The organism is Aequitasia blattaphilus, assembly GCF_024721305.1.
In the GTDB taxonomy this organism is placed as follows: Bacteria; Bacillota; Clostridia; order Lachnospirales; family Lachnospiraceae; genus Aequitasia; species Aequitasia blattaphila.
Genome location: NZ_JAMXOD010000022.1, coordinates 1 through 21360, shown reverse-complemented (window position 1 = coordinate 21360; position 21360 = coordinate 1). Strand labels below are relative to the sequence as shown.

Here is a 21360-nt window from a genome sequence, read left to right as displayed (position 1 = left end):
CCGAATAGATTCTTAAGAATCGAATGAAAACGCTTTATTAGGATCTTGCACGTGCAAGGTCCTATATTATTTTTGAATGGAGGATAATATGTGATTGATGTGACAAATGATATCTTGTATCAAGCTGCTTCCGTATGGAACAAATTATCAGAATACAAATACAGCCTCACCTATGGCTATAAAAACAAACTCTATGAAATAAACCTCACCTTTTCACCTAACGACTTTCCTCATCTTGCAGGATTTCAATATCTCAAAGATCTCGCTCTTCCAAAGTATAACCGCAGTAAAATACTTTCTCGAATTCTTAACGGAACATTAAATCTGAAACAAATCCAAAAAGCTACTCAATACGAAAAAATGGTACTCCCCAGACTAGAAGTACTCGTTCAAATAAAAGACGCTCTTGATAATGATTTTAATCTTTTTTCATATATGCCTGATAAGTACCCCTTTCACACACAGATAAAAGCTGATTATCTCATTTCTCACCACTCAGATATTGTAAGCTTGGTCTTCATAGTTCAATCTTATGTAGATGACTCTGCACAGTGTAATTATTTATGTTGTTCAACTTTCAAGCAAGGTGAACGCAATTATGAATCAAATCAACGTCCGCGTGTTTTATTAAAAAAGGAGCGCATTCATATTAATTCAGGTTCATCTGCTATTCTTTTAGACAAATTATCATCTCAAAACTAAAGCCAAAAATAAAAATTCCCAGTTCTACTCCCTTAATATTTTGATTCGCTCTTGAACTTTATAATAAAACAAACTATACTTAAGAAGTTATATGCAGGGGGACTCACTTAGAGTTGAGAAGGTAAAACCTGACCCTTTGAACCTGTTGGTTAAAACCAGCGTAGGGAGGCATCAAAACACTAAACTTACAGGTGTTTCTCTATGTGTGGAGAAATACCTGTTTTTTATATGGAGGAAATGAAATGAAAAAAGCACTAAGTATTGCCGGCTCTGACTGTAGCGGTGGCGCCGGTATTCAAGCAGACTTAAAAACATTTTCGGCTCACGGCGTATTTGGTATGAGCGTTATCACATCCGTCGTTGCTGAAAACACCAGCCGTGTCATCGACATCCAAGATATCACTCCTGATATAATTGAAAAGCAAATCGATGCCGTATTTGAGGATATTCCTCCAGATGCAGTAAAAATAGGAATGCTTTCACAAGTGGATACCATGCTCGCAGTTGCAAAAAAAATTCATGAATGGGATATGACAAACATTGTAATAGATCCCGTAATGTATGCAAAGAATGGCTGTCCACTTATGGCTCCTGATTCTATCGATACACTCATTTCAAGAATTATACCCTTTGCCTACATGCTGACACCGAATATCCCAGAGGCAGAGAAGATAGCCGAAATTGAAATCCATAGCATTGAGGACATGAAACGAGGAGCAAAGATTATCCATGAAATGGGATGCACCTCTGTTCTGATAAAAGGCGGTCATAGTGTTGGCGATGCAACGGATGTTCTCTTTGACGGAAAAGATTTTTACTCCTACACCTCGCCCCGCATTCAAACCAAAAATACCCATGGTACCGGATGTACCTATTCATCCGCTATTGCTTCTAACCTGGCTTTAGGTCATCCTGTAAATAAAGCGGTTGAAAATGGAAAGGCTTATGTCACAACTGCCATTCGTCATTCTCTTGCTATTGGGAAAGGCCATGGACCAACCCACCACTTCTATAATCTGTACAAAAATGGATTGACAGACTTTAAGGAGGGTATATAGATGGCTAGAGATTATTTTACACAAATTGAGAAGGTACGCCAGACCAAACCTTTAATTCATCATATTACTAATTATGTAACAGTGAATGACTGTGCTAATATCACCCTTGGTATTGGGGCATCTCCAATCATGGCAGATGATTGTAATGAAGCCGGGGAAATTGCATCCATTGCTTCTGCACTGGTTCTTAATATTGGTACCTTAAACGAACGCACAATCCCCTCCATGCTTTCAGCCGGAAAAGCTGCTAACACAGCAGATATCCCTGTCGTCCTGGATCCTGTTGGTGCCGGTGCATCAAAACTTCGGAACGACACAGTATCCCAACTTATTTCTAATATCTCCTTTGCCGTTATACGAGGAAACATTTCCGAGATACGATATATCTCTGGGTTGCAGGCAAATACAAAGGGTGTGGATGCTTCTCTGGAAGATCAAATGAATCTTTCCAACAACATTCAATTAGCGCAGCAATGTGCCCAAAAGCTCAATTGCGTTATCGCGATTACTGGAGAAACCGATGTGATTTCAGATGGAAAAACGACAGTTTCTGTCGCAAACGGCGTGGCAATGCTTTCTGCTTTAACTGGAACTGGCTGCATGTGCTCCTCTCTAATTGGTTCCTATTGTGGTGCTCATAAAGAGCAACCTTTTGCTGCCACTGTTGCCGCTCTGCTCTCCATGGGAATTGCCGGAGAAATAGCATTTGAAAAAGCGGGGCAACTTGGCAATGGAAGCTTCCATATGGCACTTCATGATGCCATCAGTACTCTCACACCCAGCATTCTTTTAGAAAGGGCAAAAATATATGAAAACGAAAATTGACTACTCTCTTTATCTTGTGACCGATTCCGAATTAATGAGTACGGATACCGTGGAAGAATCGGTAGAACTGGCAATAAAAGGTGGCGTCACCTTAGTACAGTTACGTGAGAAAAATAGTGATTCCCGTACTTTTTATGAAATGGCTCTTCGGGTTCGGAAAATCACAGATAAATATCACATTCCTCTCATCATAAATGACCGCCTTGACATTGCATTGGCGGTGAAAGCTGATGGTATTCACGTGGGACAAGAAGATTTACCCGCAGATATCATACGTAAGATTGTAGGGCCTGATATGATTATTGGCGTATCAGCCGGGAATTTAACAGATGCCAGAAAGGCCTTAGAAGATGGTGCCGATTACTTAGGTGTCGGTGCAATGTATGCAACAAATACAAAAACGGATGCCGACGTCACCACCTTAGACGAGCTTGCATTAATTCGCCAAGAAATTCCTCTTCCAATTGTCGTCATTGGTGGAATTAATGAACATACTATTCAGACCTTTTTTGGAACAGGAATAAATGGGGCGGCTGTCGTCTCTGCCATTGTTGCAAAGAAAGATGTGACCGCTGCGGCGAAAGAATTGAAACAGCTAATAAGAGACCCACGAGACAGCATCCGCTTCTAATTCTAAAGCACTAGGCAAAAACACACTTTTGTCTAGTGCTTTTTACAATTCTCCACCTTAATATGCCAGAGACTTCATATCACTTATCTATAAATCTCTTTAATTCTTCCAAAAGCTTGTATACTGTTGTTCCTGGGTTGACTTCAGATGGCTTATATCTCCCTAATTCAATACTTTCCATTCTGCGTTTTGCCTTCCTGATTGCAGCATTAACGCCGGCATTTCTATTGACTATTTGATAAATATCATCATAATTTTTTTGATACTTTCCTGTTCCTAGATTGTATCGTTTGAATATTTCGTCGAGTTTTTTATTCCATTCACTCCGGTGTAGTGCCGCATCACTGTAATTAAAGTGCAAATAAAGCCAATACTCAAAGGATTGATTACTCCACGCCATCTTATACCCTTTCTTCTCACCTTCTTTTATTGCTTGATCAAAATCCTCAAAATCATCCTTATCAAATACTACCCATACATTTTGATAATTCACCTTTGCATTTTTAACAATTCTCTCTGTTACTTCAATTAGCTTTCCTGTTGAACACCCTTGTCCACAAATTTCAATTACAGGACTTTCATACACATCTATCACACCACCACTTTTTTCTTGAATAATCTTCTTTATTCCATTGAAATATAGTGGTTCTGTTCGCTTACCTTCCGTTACAATTAGAAAAGAATTGGCTCTAGGTCTTTTATAGTCATGTTTTCTCTTTTCCTGAGATAATCGTTTCTTTTTAAAAAAATCGTCTTTTCCCACCTACACCCCTTCTTTCATATTAAAATCTTGAAGAAGGGGAATGCCCCCATAAACCCCTGATAAATAATCCTTCTCAAAAGATGCATCCGATCTCACTTTAAAATCAGATAGAGCAACCAATTCAGAATATCCGAATTCATCCTTTTGAACAAACCAAATTTGATCTCGTCTGAAAAATCTCTTATCCATTAACGTTGTGTCATGAGTTGTGTAAATCAATTGCGCTGTCGATTCATCATTATAAAATAAATCAACAACAAATTTTAAAAGTAGTGGGTGAAGCTTGATATTTAATTCGTCAACAAATAAAGATTGATTGTTAAGAATAGCAATTCGTGCATAAATAAATAGGATAATACTTTTCAATGTTCCCTCTGATTCATTGAACAAATTTAGCAAATACTCATCATCATTTTTCCCTCTATGCAATGTAAAAAATTCAATTCCACTCTCGTCATTGTCTTCATATTCAATATCTTCAATTCCAACATCAATAGCCTTGAGAAACTCTACTAAATCATTTTTTCCTTGATCTATAACCAGCGGCAGATATCTTTCCATGATTCCAATATCTTCACAAAAATCCGGTGGAACAACAAAAGTATCCATGATTCCCGAATATACATTATTAAATATACTCGTTTTCAACTTCAGTTTATTAAAGAAGGATAATACCAATGTTTCTTTTGGTAATTGTTCCTTATATACTTCACATTCTTTTCTTACCGATTGTCCAAACTCTACCCTATCATTCATTCGTTCATAAATAATTTTAGTTCGATTTGTTTTTAAACTCTTTTGGTAGAGCCATTCTGTTATGATTCGCTCTGAATCATACTGAAATCCATACCTATACTCTGAATTATCAATAATCTCTATGATTTGAAATTCAGATTCCTCTCCCTCTCCACGTTCAAAAAAGAAGGGGTTATAATATTTTTTGATTGCCGAGTCAAACCCATCCTCTACATTGTTTAGAGACTCCTTGACTATTTTTTGGAAATAAGACATCGCTAAATATAAATTTGATTTTCCGCTTGCGTTTGCACCATAAATTGCTGCAACTCGGAGAATCTTTTCCTTCCCTCCGAAATCAATCAAATTACTCTCATGCTCTTTATATGCATGAATAGCACTCATATCCAATCTTGTTTCTTCCCTAAAAGACAAAACATTTTTCAACATAAATTGTACAAGCATACCATAGCACCTCCTTATGTTGTAAATATAGCATTTTCAGCTTTTTCAGTCAAGTTTTTGTGTGATTTTCGTAATTTTATATTTCTATTTTCAATTATCCCTTTATAAAACCTCTAAACTCTGTAATTTCCTTACAGTGCTTAGAGGTTTATACACTACTTACAAATATTCCAATATTCCATCTGCCATAGCTGTCAGGATAATGCAGCAAGATGTAGCTCCTGCATCCAGTACACCTCTGGAACGTTCTCCAAGACGACTGGAACGTCCAAATTTTGCCACCATATCTTTCGTGGCATCCCGTCCCTTTTCCGCTGCAGCCTTCATATCTTGAAGAGCAGATTTAAAATCTCCATCTGAGGCTTTTAAGGCCTCGACTGCGGGAGCCAAAGTATCCACCAAGGTTTTATCTCCTACTTTTGCTTCTACAATATCATAAAGACCCTCTAATCCGGTTTCAAGCATCTGAGCCAATTCCTTGGTTCCAATAGCATCAAAATCCTCTCCTGCTTCTCCTGCATCCATTAAAATCGTTCCATAAATGGGACCCATGGAACCACCAATCTCAGAAAACAAGATATTTCCAAGCTCATAAAGACCTTCTGCAAAAGTAAACTCTTCCTCTTTAAATCGCGTTTCAAACAGGGAAAATCCCTTGTTCATATTCATTCCGTGGTCACCATCACCAATCAGACCGTCCACCTCACCTAAGTATGCCTTATTCTCCTGTATTCCCTTAACCACTGTTTGTAATACACTTTTTCCATCTTTATTATAAAATGTGCCCATTCCTCTTCTCCTCTAAATTTGTGTCAATCCCATAGTTTCAATTGGAAGATCTACTAATTCCTTTAATTCATCATCCAGCTTCATCACCGTTAATGTAGCTCCCATCATTTCCAATGAAGTAAAGTAATTTCCCACATAGCTTCTGTGAATCTTAATTCCTCTGCCTCCGATTAATTTTTCAATTTCATTATAAAGTACGTAAAGCTCCATCACCGGTGTAGCTCCAAGACCAGATACCAACACAGCAACCTCATCTCCCTTTTCAAAAGGCACATCTCCAATCACAATGTCCACCATACGTTTCGCCATTTGATCAGCGCTTTCTAAAGGACACACTTCAATTCCCGGTTCACCATGATGACCAATTCCCACCTCCATAGTACCTTCTTTAATCTCAAAGTTTGGATGACCGACTGCTGGAAGCGTACAAGGTGTCAATCCTATTCCCACACTTCTGGTCTGGTCGATTGCTTTTTGAGCTGCTGCAATCACTTCATCTAAAGTTCCTCCAAGCGCCGCTTTTGCACCGCCTGCCTTCCACATGAAAATCTCACCCGCTACTCCCCGCCTCTTTTCTGGCTGATCCTTTGGTGCTGATGCCACATCATCATTCGCTACTACAGTCTTTACCGTAATACCTTCTCGCTTTGCCATTTTCACTGCCATCTTTACGTTCATATTGTCTCCAGAGTAATTTCCGTATAGGCATGCTACCCCTTTGCCTTGATCTGCTTCCCGAAAAGAATCTAAAAATGCTGCTGCCGTTGGCGAAGAGCATATTTCCCCCACAGCTGCTGTATCACACATGTTTTCACCCACATAGCCGATAAAGGCCGGTTTATGTCCGGAACCGCCACCTGTGGCAACCCCCACCTTGTCTGCCTTTATCTTTTTCGCCTTAACCACTCTTTTATTTCCAGTTTTTTCAACAATATCTCCATGTGCTTTTAAGAAACCCTCTAACATTTCATCCACAATATTATCTGGATCATTTAGTATACGCTGCATTCATTCTTCCTCCTTTTTTTGAAAAGTTCTTGTCTCTACTATAGCTTTATACACCACCCTTTTAGGTTCAATAATATTTAAAAAGGTTTAAAAAATACGAATCCTTACAAATAATCCGCAATATTTCTCTCATCTACAATTTCCAAAGGTATCTGATAGTTCTTATCAATCTCTTTTCCCTCAAGATAATCCAGCATAATTTCGATTGACTTTTCTCCTTGCTTCTCTGCATTTTGGAAAACCGTTGCCAAGAGTTTCTTCTCCTCAATTGCTCTCAATGCTTTCTCTGCTCCATCAATTCCAACTACAACTACCTCTTGCCCATTTCTTCCCAAAGCATCAATTGCTCCTAATGCCATATCATCATTTTCTGCAACTACAGCATCAATCTGATCAAAAGTCTCCATCCAGCTTTGCATTACTACATCTGCCTCCAGCCTGGACCAATTAGCCGTCTTACTGCCAATCACCTTAATTTCCGGATATTGCGTTAATATATTTTTGATTCCTTCCATCCTTTCAATTTGGGCTGATTGTCCCATAGGCCCCTCAAGAATCACAATATTACCCTTCCCTTCTAAGGTTTGAGCCACATATTCCATAAGATACTCACCCGCCTGAACATCATCAGAACCAACGTAGCTCGTGATTTCGTCACTATTCACTCTTGTGTTTACTGAGATAATCGGCTTTCCCGCCGCCACAGCCTTATCCACACAAGGGATACATTCATTGGCATTTTGAGGAATCAAAATAATTCCGTCTAAATCTGCCTTTATCATCTCTTCAACTTGAGTGATTTGACGTGCCGCATCGTAGTTTCCGTCGTATATTTTCAACTCAATATTTTCTGCTTTTGCGTATTGAATTACCACATTTGCAAATCGCTTTGTATATTCATCTCTCAGACTATATAGGCTCATACCCAAACAAATTTTAGCAGAAGATTCCTCTTCTTCTACCTTTCGTTCCTTCTGTACACATCCTATGCATATAAGCATCAAAAATACAAAAAGAAAAATTAGACGTCTCTTCTTTTTCATACATCTTCCCCACTGAAACCTTGTTGCTTCTGAAACGTTTTTGGACTTATTCCAGTAACTTTTTTAAATACCACTGAAAAATACTTTGGATTGTGGTATCCACATCTTTCTCCAACCTCCTGCACAGAAAGTCGGTGATCCTTGAGCATATTTTTAGCTAACTGAACTCTCTCTTCTGTAACAAATTCATTAAACCCTTGCTCTTTGCTTTTCCGGAAAAGTGTTCCAATGTATCCAGGGGTCCGGCCAAACTGATCTGCAATAAAGTTTAAATCAATATCCTCCGTAACATGTTGAAGAGTAAAATCAATAATATCCTCTACAATCTGAGAGTTTTCACTTTCTTTGGTGACGACTTCAATATTAGAAGTATATTGAATCATGTCTTTAATTTCTTTCCGAAGATTAAACTCACTCCATAACTCTGAGAAGTCCTTACATGCATAACCTGTCTTTTTAGATATACTTTTACATAAATTGGAATACTCTCCTCTAATATACTGAAGACTCTGTATTGACGCCTTCTCTTGTAACAGGTTGTGAAAATAATCTTGAATAAATTTTTCATTTTCTTTCTCTATTTTCCGAAAATCTAATGGCTGTTTGTCTGGTATCTTTCCATTTTTCAAATTTTCAAAATCAATAATCTTCTCTCCTCTATTATAAATTTTGAAATCCCCTGCCAACTGGCTCTCGCGAAAAGCTTTGCTTAGTTCCTGCACACTATATACCACACTTCCAAGGCCAACAACGGTCTTTATCCGTGCATACTTTTCCACCAACTCGGTACATCTGCGCAATTGACTTTCAAGCTCTGCCTTTTCCTTAATTGAATGGAGGAGAAAAATAAGTGCAAGCTTCCCATGATCCATAGTAATGCTAATAAATGCTGCTAAATTTCTCTTTTCCAATTCTTCATCCACAATATTCTTTACTATAAAGTCCTCTAATTCTTCTAGCTCTTCACTTCTTTCATACTCCACAACCCCAATTCCATAAAAATTTGATTCCAAAGACAACCGAAGGGTATCCAGTCGATTGAGAGATGACTCCATTTTTTCACCCAACAGAATATTTCGAAGTGCATCGTTTTTCACTTCCACCAATACTTTCTCACTGGCTCTCTTTTCCATATAAGTATGCTTAGCCTGTTGCTGCTTATTTTTTACTGATACCAGACATTTTTCTACAAGTCCCAAGAACTCTTCCTTTTGAATTGGCTTTGTAATATAATCTTCTACGCCTAGCTTTAATGCTTGCTTTGCATAATCAAAATTTTCATATCCCGAAACAATAATAACCTTCATCTCCTCATCATTATTCCGAAGCTTAGAGACAAACTCTAAGCCTGTACAAAGAGGCATACAAATATCTGTCACAATTAAATGCACCATTTGATTCGAAACAATGTCTAAAGCTTCATTCCCATTCGCCGCCTCAAGAACTTCAATCTCTTCCTTGATTCCTCTTTTTAAAATAGTAACAATTCCTTTTCGCGTCACCTTTTCATCATCTGCTACTAATATCCGAAACATCTCATTCCTCCGTTACAATCAATATCTCAATCCTTACCCCTTGTTCCTTATTATTTCGGATGAAAATATTGCTGCCTTCCAAACAAATCATATCCATTCTCTTTAATACATTAATGATTCCAATAGACTGATTATTTTCTGTATCCAGACCAAAGGACTTTCTGTGTCTTATACGGTCTTGGAGCTCTTTTAACTTACCTTCTTCAATTCCTCCACCGTTATCTGTAATAATTATCCGCAGTCTTCCATGCTCTACCCTTGCTTCCACCTTTAGGTGCCAAGGTGCAGGTACCTGTTTAAAACCATGTCCGAAGCTATTTTCCACAATGGGTTGTAAAAACATCTTGGGTACCGTTATATTCTCCGCTCTTTCATCCATCTCCATTTCATAAGAAAAATCATCATCCAGTCGAAGTGTCATTAGAGAAATATAGTTTTCCAAGTTTGCCCATTCCAGTTGAAAAGGTACTGTGTTTCCATCCCATTTTATGGTATATCTGAAAATATCTCCTAACGCTGTAAGTGCATAACTAATCTTAAAGTATCGATCCACCTCACATTGCATACGCATTGTTTCCAGTGTATTAAACAGAAAGTGAGGGTTGATTTGTGCCTGAAGCGCTCTTAGCTCTGCATTTTTTTGCGCATTCTCCTTTTCAACAACCTCATGAATCGTCTCATTCAACTTATGTGCCATAAGATTAAAGCGCTCCTTAAGCCTTGATATCTCATCATTTTGTTTGTCCTCTTCAATAAACACATCAAAATGTCCCAACTCAATTTGCTTCATCGCCTCATCCATAACAACCAAGCGCTTCAGCAAAGCTTTTACAACCATATAAGATAAAAACACCATGATAAATGCACTTAAAATAGCGATAAGTCCCACGCGCCAAATCATATTATTCGCTGCTTTTATAATGGTTTCGTTCTTCATAAGAACAAAGCTGTTAATATTGGCCTTCTGACTTTTGCTTTTGATGATACGGTATTCACTTGGAGTATCTGGATCTTTTAAATTCTTTATCTCTTTCGCTGTAAAGTTTCCCGTTTGAAATGCCACCTCTCCTGCTTCATTCAAGAAAATGTAATCCTCCATCTCTCTCGTATCTATTAATCCTCTGGAATCAATAATCTTTTCAAACAAAACATCTAATTCCACAACACCAATTATTTCCTCTGTATTGACACTTCGAATAAACAAACAGACCGGAACAACATATTTGTTATCATTAACCACCTGAAACTGCCTGTTACTTGCATTTCCATTCAGCTGTTGAACATCACCAAACCAAATAGCTCCATTCTTCTCGATTTGGTCCATATGGGGAAATTCTTCAAGGCTGTGCATATTGAATTTAAGACTTGCGTTGGACTGGAGCTGCTTATTAGAGGCATAAATATTCATCTCCTCAAAAAAGCTTGGATACATATAGCTAATGTTAATCCATTCCTCTTGAAGCTCCTTTAAAAAATGTCTTTGCTCTCTTTCACTTAAAATATTATTGCCATCCAAAAAATAAAGAAATTCCTGGCTATACCCTAACTGATCCAATACATCTCCAGCTAACTTTAAGTTTGTACTCATCGTATTTTCCATACGCGTATTGCTTTGACGCAGAGAGGTGTCCGCATTCTCATTTAGGGAATTCGTATAGGATTTGTAATAAAAAACACAAACTAAAAATGTAGGTATCATTAAGACACAAGACATTGTCAGTGTAATTCTCCCTACCAGTCCTTTTCTCATTAATCGTGAAAACATAGCCCCTCCTATTCAAACCTTTTTTCTCTTCCTTAAGTATAGCAAATTAAATAGAATTTAGCAGCTGCTTATATGGGGGAGAGCAGCTGCTAATTCGAATTTTATTTTATTGTAAATCCACCATCAACTAATAAGTTGTGGCCTGTAATCATTGCCGCTGCTCCACTGCAGAGGAATGCGATTACACCTGCAATCTCATCTGGCTCTGCAAAGCGTTTCGATGGCATTTCTTCCTTAAAGGCATCTCCCACCGGACCATCCCAGGCTTTATGCCCAAGCTCAGTCAAAACTACTGTAGGTGATACTGCATTCACACGTATTCCATATTTACCCCATTCATAGGCAAGAACCTTTGTCATTGCAATTACGCCGCCCTTTGATGCACAATATGCCACATGTTTATCAAGAGCAATTACTCCTGCTTGGGATGCCATGTTTACAATTGTACCTGGGATTTTGTTTTCAATAAAATATTTACCCATCAGCTGAGACTGCATAAAAGTAGCTTTCAGATTGATTTCTATGGTTTTATCCCAATCCGACTCCTCAATCTTTTCTGCACTCTCAAGAGCAACAATACCTGCACTGTTGACCAATATATCAATTTTTCCAAAAGCTTTTATTCCTTCTTCAAGAACTGCTTCCCGATCCTCTTGCTTAGTGATATTTCCCGCCACACCAATTGCGTTTTTGGATATCCTCTTTGCCACCTCATTCACATTTGGATTTAAGTCTGCAAGAACTAGATTTGCACCCTTTTTTGCAAAAAACTCTGCTGTAGCAAGACCAATGCCTGCTGCTCCACCGGTTATGAGTGCTGTCTTTCCTTCTAAGGAATACTCCGGGTCAGCGCCATAATACTCTAACATAAGCTCCTCCTTTTTCTACTGTGCTCTTTGTTTGAATTCCTCTACGTTATCTTTGTTTACTTCTTCAAAGTCAATCCAGTAATTCTCTTCTACTGTTTCTCCATTAATTGCATCCAGCAATACCTCCACGGCCTTGCTTCCTTGTCCTGCACCATCCTGGAAAATTGAAGCTACAAGATTGTCTTCTTCTACTGCATTCAGTGCATCAGTGATTCCATCCACACCAATTGCCGGAATATCTTTTCCTGCTGCCTTAATTGCTTCTCTTGCTCCTAATGCCATCTCATCATTCTCACCAACTACTGCATCAATATTGTCAAATGCCTGAAGCCAGTTTTCCATTACTGTCATACCTTCTGATCTTGACCAGTTTGCTGTTTTTTCTGCAAGAACCTTGATATCCGGATATTTGTCTAAGATGTTTTGGATTCCTTCTCTTCTTTCAATCTGAGCTGACTGTCCCATTGGACCTTCAATAATAACAATATTTCCTTTTCCGTCTAATAGATCAACAATTTTCTGCATTTCCATTTCACCTGCAGTTACGTCTATAGAACCAACATAGCTGGTGAGCTTATCGCTTTTCACCCGGGTATTTACACCGACAACAGGAATGCCTGCGTCTGCCGCCTTATCAACACAAGGTGCACAAGCTTCTGCGTCCTGGGGATTTAAAATAATTCCGTCACAGCCATCTGAAATCATAGTTTCTACTTGGCTGATTTGTGTGCTTGGATCATAATTCCCATCATATACAACCAGTTCAATTCCCAATTCTTCCGCCTTTGCCTCTGCTGCATTTGCCAAACGTACTGTAAACTCATTCTTCAGACTGTAAAGTGTCATTCCGATTTTGACCTTACCCTCTGTTTGTGTATCTTCGGTATTGCTCTCTTTTTTTGCGTCCTTGTCTGCTGCTCCACATCCGATAAGCATAGTCGCTGCCATAGATACTACCAATAGTGCCCCAATTAGTCTTTTTTTCATTTTTTAATCCTCCTTTTATTTATAAAAATATTTACATATTTTTATTTCCTATTCCTTAATCTCGTTTAGAGAATCCAACATTACTGCTCCGATAATTATGATTCCTTTTATAACCAACTGCCAGTACGAAGATACCGCCATCATATCCAGTCCATTGTTCATAACACCCATAATCAAAAACCCTATGATGGTTCCCCAGAGTCTTCCTCTTCCACCACTTAAGCTATTTCCACCAATAACTGCTGCCGCAATGGCATCAACCTCATATCCGTTCCCACTTTGTGCAAGCCCTGAGGTCACACGGGATGTCAGGATGACTCCTGCCAAGCCAGATAATAATCCTGAAATCATATACACAGAGCAAGTGATTAGTTTCACATTAATACCAGACACTCTTGCCGAGGTTGGATTTCCTCCGGTTGCAAAAACGTACCTTCCATATCTGGTCTTGTAAAGAGTAATGTAGCAAATAATAAGTACAAAAATTAAAATCAATATGGGTATCGGAAAAAATCCTACACTTCCTCCACCAATACTTAAGAAGCCCTTGCTCAATCCAGGTACAGGCTTTGCGTCACTGGCCATAAAAGTGATTCCTCTCGCTATGCTCAGCATTCCTAAGGTTGCAATAAATGCCGGCACTCTCAAATAAGAAATAATAACTCCATTCACCGCCCCTAACAGCAAGCCTACCAACAAGCCCACCAAAAGTGCCAGATACCAAGGCATCCCCACCTCTGTTCTTGCAACCAACGCTGCAAACATGCCGGAAGCACCCACTATTGATCCTACAGATAAATCAATTCCTCCCGTTAACACGACAAAGGTCATACCAATTGCCAACAATCCGTTAATGGATGTCTGCCTTAACATATTTAGCATGTTTTCTACCGTTAAAAACTTTGCCTTCATTACAGTGAAGAAAACCATGATAATTACTAACCCAACAATTACTCCATATTTTGCAATAAAGGTTTTTACACCTATTTTTTGTTCCTTGTCTTTTTCCATCTCATCCTCCTATATATGCTCCACTGACATCTTCATAATATGCTCCTGGGTAAATTCTTCCCGACTCAGTTCGCCACTTGCTTTTCCATTGCTGAGAACTAAAATCCGATCTGCCATTCCCATTACTTCTGGCATTTCAGAAGAAATCATGATAATGGAATTCCCCTTACCAACAAACTCACACATCAGTTTATAAATCTCTGCCTTTGCTCCTACGTCAATTCCCCTTGTAGGTTCATCTAAGATTAGAATTTTGGGACTCTTAATCAGCCATTTAGCCAACACTACCTTTTGCTGGTTTCCACCAGACAGAAGCTTAACCAGCTGCCTTTCACTGCTGCACTTGATTCGCAGTGCCTCCCGTTGTTCCTTTATAATCGTTCTTTCTTCTTTCTCTTGGACAAAAAGGCCTTTGCTTAACTTCTTCATGGAGGGAAGGGTGATATTTTGTCCCACGCTCATCTCTAAGACTAACCCTTCCAGCTTTCGATCCTCCGTTACATAGGCAATTCGATTTGCAATTGCATCCTTAGGACTCTTGATTTCTACCTCTTTCCCTTCTAAAATCACCTTTCCTGTATCCAACTTATCCAGTCCGAACAGTCCGTGCATCAGCTCTGTTCTTCCTGCTCCAACAAGACCTGCAATACCGTATATCTCACCTTTTTTTACTTTGAAATTAATTCCCTCGAACTTCCCTTTTTTCGTAAAATTCTGTAATTCCAGCATATCCTCTGTTATTGGAACAATTTCTTTGGGATAGATTTCTGTTAGTTCTCTACCCACCATGCTTTTGATTAATGTGTTTTGATTAATGTCTTTTGCTTTCCATGTATTCACATAGACGCCATCCCGAAGTACTGTTATATCATCTGCTATTTGGAAAATCTCATCCATCTTGTGGGAAATGTAAATAATTCCTTTTCCATGCTTCTTTAAATCTTCAATGATTTCAAAAAGGTTACTTACCTCTTTGTCAGTGATAGCAGATGTCGGTTCATCCATAACGATTATCTCCGCATTTAAAGATATGGCCTTCGCAATTTCCACCAGTTGTTGATCTGCTACTTTTAAGTTTCTCATTACTGCTCTTGGACTGACTTGAATCTTTAAGCTTTTTAAAAGTTCTTCTGTTTGCTGGTACATTTCCTTATAGTCTAAGAACAGTCCTTTTCCTGGCTCTCTTCCCAGATAAATATTTTCTGCAACTGTCATCTCTGGTATTGGAGAAAGCTCTTGATGAATCATAGCTACTCCTAATTCTTGTGACTGTTTCGGTGTATTAATATCTACATTTGATTCTTTTATTTTGATTGTTCCTTTGTCTTTTTTATAAATCCCTGCAAGTATCTTCATTAATGTGGATTTTCCGGCACCATTTTCCCCCATCAAAGCATGAACACTTCCTTGTTCCAAGCAGAAATTTATTCCTTGTAACACCTGCACAGAGTTAAAACTTTTTTCTATTCCTTGCATTTCCAGTAATTGCAACCCGTCTCACTTCCTTCCTCTTTCCTTGTTTTATTTATCTTACTGTTCTTTCCTTTGGAAAAAGGTTTGATTATTTGGAATTAAGTTCAAAAAAGACAAAAGAAAAGCACTTACACCATGACTTTTAATCATCTATGGTATAAGTGCTTTTGAATTCTATAATACGTTATTACTACCTAATACATTGGTAATCTTATGGGCAACTAACTCTTTGATGTTTGTTCTTGCCACCTTTAAGTATGCTCTTGGGTCAAACGCAGTAGGGTCTGCTACCAGTGCTTGTCTTACCCCGGCTGTAAATGCCAGTCTTAAATCGGAGTCAATGTTAATCTTACACACAGAGGACTTTGCCGCCTGTCTTAACATATCTTCCGGGATTCCGATTGCATCTTCCATCTTTCCACCGTTCTCTTTAATGATTCTTACGTATTCCTGAGATACACTGGATGCTCCATGAAGTACGATTGGATACTGAGGAAGTCTCTTTTCGATTTCTTCTAAGATATCAAAGCGAAGCTGTGGCTTTTGACCTGGCTTAAACTTAAACGCTCCGTGGCTGGTTCCGATTGCGATTGCAAGAGAGTCTACTCCTGTCTTATCTACAAACTCCTCTACTTGATCCGGGTTTGTGTAAGATGCATCCTCTGCCGATACATTCACATCATCTTCCACTCCTGCCAGCTGTCCCAGCTCTCCTTCTACGACCACACCTTTTGAATGGGCATAATCTACTACCTTTTTGGTGAGCTCTATATTGGTCTTGAAATCATGATGGGAGCCATCTATCATAACGGAAGAAAATCCGCCGTCGATACAAGATTTACACGTTTCAAAATCCGGACCATGATCCAAGTGCAGTGCCATTGGGATGTCATTGACCTCTAATGCGGCTTCCACAAGCTTCACCAGATAAGTATGGTTTGCATAGGCTCTTGCTCCTTTGGATACTTGAAGAATTACTGGAGATTTCAGCTCTCCTGCCGCTTCTGTGATTCCCTGGATGATTTCCATGTTGTTGACGTTAAAGGCTCCAATTGCATAGCCGCCTTCGTAGGCTTTCTTAAACATTTCTGTTGTTGTTACTAATGCCATTTTCTCATCTCCTTTTTTAATATAATATCATTTGTTTTGGGATACCATTCTTATAATTCTGGCTTACTTCTCCTTGAATCAGAGGTTTTAGATAATCCATCATCTTCTCTGTTACATCATTTCCTTCTTTGTTCATAAAGTCCTTCGGAACCGTCTTTTCTTCATTTGACACTTGACTCACTGGCACTGCCTCATATTCCACAACATATGGGGCATCACTGATTCTTTTGATGGATGCCATTACACCATTCTCACCTTCCAGTGCACACTGGCATGCCTTCATCCCAAGCATCTTAGACTCCTCTATATCTGTTGCACTGGCGATGTGTCCGGCACATCTTTGCATGAGGTTCAGTTCAATGGAACGTACCTTGCATCCGATTTTTTCCCTTACAAGATCTTCCAATACCTTTGCCGACCCTGCAATATAGGCGTGTCCAAATGCATCCACTGCTCCGCTTTGCACCTGCTCCGATACGTACTGTCCTTTTTCGTTTTTGATTCCTTCACTGATGGCAATTAATACGGAATCCTGACTGTCCAGCTTTGCTTTTACATCTTCAATGAATTTCTCCGTTGAGAATGCCGGTTCGCATAAGTAAATGTAATCCGGACCCTTTCCACCATTCACCCGGGCAAGGGATGCTGCTGCTGTTAACCAGCCTGCATTTCTTCCCATTACCTCTACGATGGTAACGGCCTTTGTCTTATAGACATTACAGTCTCTTTCCAGCTCTGCAAAGGTAACACCAATGTACTTTGCTGCTGAGCCAAAGCCCGGGCAGTGATCCGTTCCTACTAAGTCATTGTCCACTGTTTTAGGAGCACCCACTACTGTGATGTCTGTAATATTGTGATTTTTACAGTACTGAGAAAGCTTATCCACCGTATCCATGGAGTCATTTCCTCCGATGTATACGAAGCAGTTAATCTCGTGCTTACGAAGTACCTCTACAATCTTCTCAAACTGGGCTTTATCCTTATTTAAATCTTTTAGTTTCAAACGGCAAGAGCCTAAAGCTGCCGCTGGAGTATGACTTAAAAGTACCAAATCTTCATTGTTCTTAATCTTTTCCCGCAAATCAATAAAGGTTTCATCCAAAACTCCCTGAATCCCATTCTTTGCTCCATAGATTTTCCCAACATTCTTGCTGGAGAGGGCTACAGTTACCACTCCTGCAACGGTGGCATTGATTGCTGCTGTTGGACCACCTGATTGCGCTACTAATATATTTTTCATCTCTTTATCCATCCTTTAAAAGTTTTCCAGCATTTCTACTCTTCGTTTGTGTCTTTCATCTTCTGAAAAGGGAGTTTCCAAAAAAGTCTTTACAATTTTAAGGGCTAATTCTTCTCCCAATACTCTCCCTCCAAGGGCTAAAACATTGGCATCATTATGCAGTCTTGTTGCTTCTGCACTGAAGCAATCGGAACAAAGAGCTGCCCGGATTCCTTTATAACGATTTGCCATTATGGAAATCCCGATTCCTGTTCCGCATATGAGAATTCCTTTGTCACACTCTTTGCTTAAGATTGCATCTACAACTCTTTTTCCATACACTGGATAATCGACAGAACCCGAAGTATATGTGCCCAAATCCTTGTATTCAATCTTAGCTTCATCTAAATATTTCATGATGAATTTCTTTAATTCAAGACCTCCATGGTCACTTCCAACTGCTATCATTTTTCACCCTCCTAATAGGTATAGAATCCTTTTCCGCTTTTCTTTCCCAGTAATCCTCCCCGAACCATCTTTTTCAAAAGTGGGTCTGGTCGGTACTTAGGATCTCCCGTTTCTTCCATCAAAGTCTCCATAATCGCAAGACATACATCCAATCCCACCAGATCTCCCAGGGCAAGAGGCCCAATCGGATGGTTGGCTCCAAGCTTCATAGAAATATCAATATCTTCAATCGATGCGGCTCCCATAGCATAGACGCCGATTGCCTCATTAATCATCGGAATCAGGATACGATTCACGACGAATCCTGGCTGCTCCGATACCTCTACCGGCACTTTTCCAATACTCGCTGCAATCCTAGTGATTTCTTCTACCATAGAGTCCGGTGTATCCACACCTCGTACCACTTCCACGAGCTTCATTACCGGTACGGGATTAAAGAAATGCATTCCTATGATTGGTCTCGTTACTTGATTGGATATCTCTGTGATAGAAAGAGATGAGGTATTGGTAGCAAACATGGTTTCTTCTTTACACAGCTCATCCAATTCCACAAATACGTTTTTCTTAATTTCCATATTTTCTGCTGCAGCTTCAATGACCAAATCACAATCCGATACCTTTTTTACTAATCCATATTGTATACGCCCTACAATACCATCTACTTCGGTCTTTGTATATCGTCCCTTCATTTCTTGCTTTCTTAATTGTTTTTCAATCAAGGTTTTCCCTTTTTTAGCAAACTCCTCCGAAATATCACAAAGTACAACCTGATATTCTTGATTCAGAGCAAAAGCTTGTGCAATGCCTTGCCCCATTGTCCCTGCTCCGATTACGCCTATCTTCATATGCACACCTACTTCCTTATTTTTCTAAAAAGCGTTTCATTCGATTTTGCTGCTCTTCTCGCTCAAAGCACTGAGAAAACATAATGGATTCAATTTCAAGTCCTGTGGAAATCGTTTGATCAATCCCTTCATTCATGGCTTTCTTTGCAATCTTAACTGCTTCCGCGTCATTTTTTGCAATACGTTTTGCCAGCATTTTAACATGCTCCATCAGCTCATCTATGGGATAAACCCCATTTACCAGCCCTAGCTGTTTTGCCATAGTAGAATCGATTTTTGCTCCTGTGTAAATCATTTCCTTGGCTTTTCCTGTTGGTATGGTACGCATCAGTCTTTGCGTCCCCCCAAACCCTGGTATGATTCCCAGTCCCAGCTCCGGAAGTCCGAAAATTGCATTTTCTGAGGCAATCCGGAAGTCACAGGCAAGAGCCAGTTCAAGACCGCCGCCTAGAGCATATCCATTCACCGCTGCTATCACGGGAATGGTAAATCTTTCAATTCTTTTAAACAAACCAGAGCCAAAAATCGTAAAATCCTGGGCCTGCTCTTTCGAGAAGTTCTGCATATAACCAATATCTGCACCAGCTACAAAGGATTTTTCTCCCTTTCCAGTAATAATGATGGAACGGCACGTATTCGTATCAACCTCATTCAAAGCCAAATCCAGTTCTTTTAAAACCTCCATATTCAAAGCATTTAGAGCGGATTCTCTTGAAATAGTTAGCAACGTTGTCTTTTCCTCTGGAAATTTCTGTATTTTGATATACTTCATATTTTAACCCTCTTTGTATTCCTCCACAATCACACTGCATCCCATGCCACCGCCGATACACAGGGTTGCCAGTCCTTTTTTACTTTTTCTCCGTCTCATTTCATGAAGCAGAGATACTAAGATTCTGGCTCCTGATGCACCTACCGGATGTCCCAGTGCAATAGCTCCACCGTTTACATTTAACTTATCTTCCGATATCTGAAGCTCTTCCTTTACTGCTAATGCCTGTGCGGCAAAGGCTTCATTTGCTTCAATCAAATCCATATCTTCTATAGTCAAATTCAACTTATTTAAGGTCTTCTTTGTAGAAGCAACTGGTCCAATTCCCATGATAGAAGGATCCACTCCCGCCAGGTCACCAGAAAGATAGGTAGCCATTGGAGTAACCCCTAATTCTTTTGCTTTCTCCTCACTCATTACAATAAGAGCTGCCGCCCCATCATTAATGGTGGAGGCATTTCCAGCTGTAACAGTTCCGTCCTTTTTAAATGCAGGCCGGAGCTTTGCCATTTTATCTAATGTCGCATCGACTCTTGGACCTTCATCTCTGTCAAATACCACTGTATCTTTTCTTCTTTTTACCTCAACTGGTACAATCTCATCTTTAAATACATTTTCTGCAAGGGATCTAGATGCTTTCAATTGACTTTTGTAAGCAAACTCATCCTGCATCTCTCTCGTGATATTCCACTTCTCTGCTACATTCTCTGCAGTAATTCCCATATGGTAATCATTAAACGCATCCCATAGTGCATCGTTTACTAAGGAGTCTTTTATTGCTCCATCTCCCAGACGATATCCTGTCCTTGCCTTTTCCAGATAGTAAGGAGCAAGAGACATGTTCTCCGTTCCTCCTGCTACCACTACATCGGCTTCTCCTGCTTTTATCATCTGGGCTGCCATATTCACACAGTTCAAACCTGAACCACACACTACGTTAATTGTAACTGCTGGTGTTTCTACTGGTATTCCTGCTTTCATTGCCCCTTGTCTTGCCACGTTTTGTCCTTGTCCCGCCTGGATTACATTTCCCATGTAGACATGATCCACGTCTGTTTCCTTGATTCCTGTCCGCTTGATTGCCTCTTTGATGACAATTCCTGCTAACTCTGCCGCCGGAACAGTACTTAAGCTTCCACTCATGCTGCCAATCGCCGTTCTTACCGCTCCTGCAATTACAATCTTCTTTTCCATACTTACGCCTCCATTACTGCCTTTGCTTTTATTCGTTCTGTCAGCATTGGAACAATCTTACTGTAGTCTCCTACAATTCCATAGTCTGCTACA

21 protein-coding genes and 1 riboswitch are annotated in these 21360 nt (G+C 39.5%); of the genes, 4 read left to right on the top strand and 17 right to left on the bottom strand.

The window, feature by feature from the left end; all coding sequences use genetic code 11:
• Positions 1–90 precede the first annotated feature (90 nt).
• The 4 genes from NHH15_RS12920 (at position 91) to thiE (ending at position 3216) form a co-directional block, all read left to right on the top strand.
• Positions 91–702 (top strand): PBECR4 domain-containing protein, encoded by a 612-nt coding sequence (locus NHH15_RS12920; RefSeq protein ID WP_262067070.1) that lies wholly within the window; start codon positions 91–93, stop codon positions 700–702.
• 85 nt (positions 703–787) lie between these two features.
• Positions 788–887, top strand: a riboswitch (TPP riboswitch).
• A 57-nt stretch (positions 888–944) separates the two neighbouring features.
• Complete coding sequence (gene thiD / locus NHH15_RS12915) at positions 945–1760, top strand: bifunctional hydroxymethylpyrimidine kinase/phosphomethylpyrimidine kinase (RefSeq protein ID WP_262067069.1); 816 nt, start codon at positions 945–947, stop codon at positions 1758–1760.
• Positions 1761–2585 carry a hydroxyethylthiazole kinase gene (thiM, locus tag NHH15_RS12910; protein ID WP_262067068.1) on the top strand — a complete coding sequence of 275 codons (825 nt, stop codon included), beginning with the start codon at positions 1761–1763 and terminating at the stop codon, positions 2583–2585.
• The gene (thiE, locus tag NHH15_RS12905; RefSeq protein ID WP_262067067.1) at positions 2569–3216 is read left to right on the top strand and encodes a thiamine phosphate synthase; all 648 of its coding nucleotides are present in this window, start codon (positions 2569–2571) and stop codon (positions 3214–3216) included. Before thiM ends, thiE begins: the two co-directional genes overlap by 17 nt.
• 79 nt (positions 3217–3295) lie before the next feature.
• On the opposite strand, the gene NHH15_RS12900 is transcribed toward thiE, so the two are convergent.
• From NHH15_RS12900 to NHH15_RS12820, 17 genes are all read right to left on the bottom strand, one after another.
• Positions 3296–3979: an RloB family protein gene (locus NHH15_RS12900; RefSeq protein WP_262067066.1), complete on the bottom strand. Its 684-nt coding sequence runs from the start codon at positions 3977–3979 to the stop codon at positions 3296–3298.
• Positions 3980–5179: an AAA family ATPase gene (locus NHH15_RS12895; RefSeq protein ID WP_262067065.1), complete on the bottom strand. Its 1200-nt coding sequence runs from the start codon at positions 5177–5179 to the stop codon at positions 3980–3982. It lies immediately after the preceding gene.
• A 159-nt stretch (positions 5180–5338) separates the two neighbouring features.
• Entirely contained in the window at positions 5339–5968 is a 630-nt protein-coding gene (gene dhaL / locus NHH15_RS12890; protein WP_262067064.1) for a dihydroxyacetone kinase subunit DhaL, read from the bottom strand.
• 12 nt (positions 5969–5980) lie between these two features.
• On the bottom strand, positions 5981–6976 hold the full coding sequence (locus NHH15_RS12885; RefSeq protein ID WP_262067063.1) for a dihydroxyacetone kinase subunit DhaK: 996 nt from the start codon (positions 6974–6976) through the stop codon (positions 5981–5983).
• A gap of 104 nt (positions 6977–7080) precedes the next feature.
• Positions 7081–8019 carry a substrate-binding domain-containing protein gene (locus tag NHH15_RS12880; protein WP_262067062.1) on the bottom strand — a complete coding sequence of 313 codons (939 nt, stop codon included), beginning with the start codon at positions 8017–8019 and terminating at the stop codon, positions 7081–7083.
• Entirely contained in the window at positions 8016–9554 is a 1539-nt protein-coding gene (locus NHH15_RS12875; protein ID WP_262067061.1) for a response regulator transcription factor, read from the bottom strand. The genes NHH15_RS12880 and NHH15_RS12875 overlap by 4 nt, the downstream gene beginning before the upstream one ends.
• Before the next feature lies 1 nt (position 9555).
• Positions 9556–11319, bottom strand: coding sequence for a sensor histidine kinase (locus NHH15_RS12870; protein ID WP_262067060.1), 1764 nt, complete (start codon positions 11317–11319; stop codon positions 9556–9558).
• A 101-nt stretch (positions 11320–11420) separates the two neighbouring features.
• The gene (locus tag NHH15_RS12865) at positions 11421–12188 is read right to left on the bottom strand and encodes a GolD/DthD family dehydrogenase (protein WP_262067059.1); all 768 of its coding nucleotides are present in this window, start codon (positions 12186–12188) and stop codon (positions 11421–11423) included.
• A gap of 15 nt (positions 12189–12203) precedes the next feature.
• The gene (locus tag NHH15_RS12860) at positions 12204–13175 is read right to left on the bottom strand and encodes a substrate-binding domain-containing protein (RefSeq protein ID WP_262067058.1); all 972 of its coding nucleotides are present in this window, start codon (positions 13173–13175) and stop codon (positions 12204–12206) included.
• 48 nt (positions 13176–13223) lie between these two features.
• Positions 13224–14186 carry an ABC transporter permease gene (locus tag NHH15_RS12855; RefSeq protein ID WP_262067057.1) on the bottom strand — a complete coding sequence of 321 codons (963 nt, stop codon included), beginning with the start codon at positions 14184–14186 and terminating at the stop codon, positions 13224–13226.
• Between the two features lie 9 nt (positions 14187–14195).
• Entirely contained in the window at positions 14196–15677 is a 1482-nt protein-coding gene (locus NHH15_RS12850; protein WP_330639240.1) for a sugar ABC transporter ATP-binding protein, read from the bottom strand.
• Positions 15678–15833: 156 nt separating this feature from the next.
• Positions 15834–16769 (bottom strand): class II fructose-1,6-bisphosphate aldolase, encoded by a 936-nt coding sequence (fba, locus tag NHH15_RS12845; RefSeq protein ID WP_262067056.1) that lies wholly within the window; start codon positions 16767–16769, stop codon positions 15834–15836.
• 16 nt (positions 16770–16785) lie between these two features.
• Positions 16786–18009, bottom strand: coding sequence for a 6-phosphofructokinase (locus tag NHH15_RS12840; RefSeq protein ID WP_262067055.1), 1224 nt, complete (start codon positions 18007–18009; stop codon positions 16786–16788).
• A 15-nt stretch (positions 18010–18024) separates the two neighbouring features.
• Positions 18025–18456 (bottom strand): ribose 5-phosphate isomerase B, encoded by a 432-nt coding sequence (rpiB, locus tag NHH15_RS12835; RefSeq protein WP_262067054.1) that lies wholly within the window; start codon positions 18454–18456, stop codon positions 18025–18027.
• 11 nt (positions 18457–18467) lie between these two features.
• Positions 18468–19301: a 3-hydroxyacyl-CoA dehydrogenase NAD-binding domain-containing protein gene (locus NHH15_RS12830; protein WP_262067053.1), complete on the bottom strand. Its 834-nt coding sequence runs from the start codon at positions 19299–19301 to the stop codon at positions 18468–18470.
• 16 nt (positions 19302–19317) lie between these two features.
• Positions 19318–20073: an enoyl-CoA hydratase/isomerase family protein gene (locus tag NHH15_RS12825; RefSeq protein WP_262067052.1), complete on the bottom strand. Its 756-nt coding sequence runs from the start codon at positions 20071–20073 to the stop codon at positions 19318–19320.
• 3 nt (positions 20074–20076) lie between these two features.
• Positions 20077–21267 (bottom strand): acetyl-CoA C-acetyltransferase, encoded by a 1191-nt coding sequence (locus NHH15_RS12820; protein ID WP_262067051.1) that lies wholly within the window; start codon positions 21265–21267, stop codon positions 20077–20079.
• Positions 21268–21360: the final 93 nt, after the last annotated feature.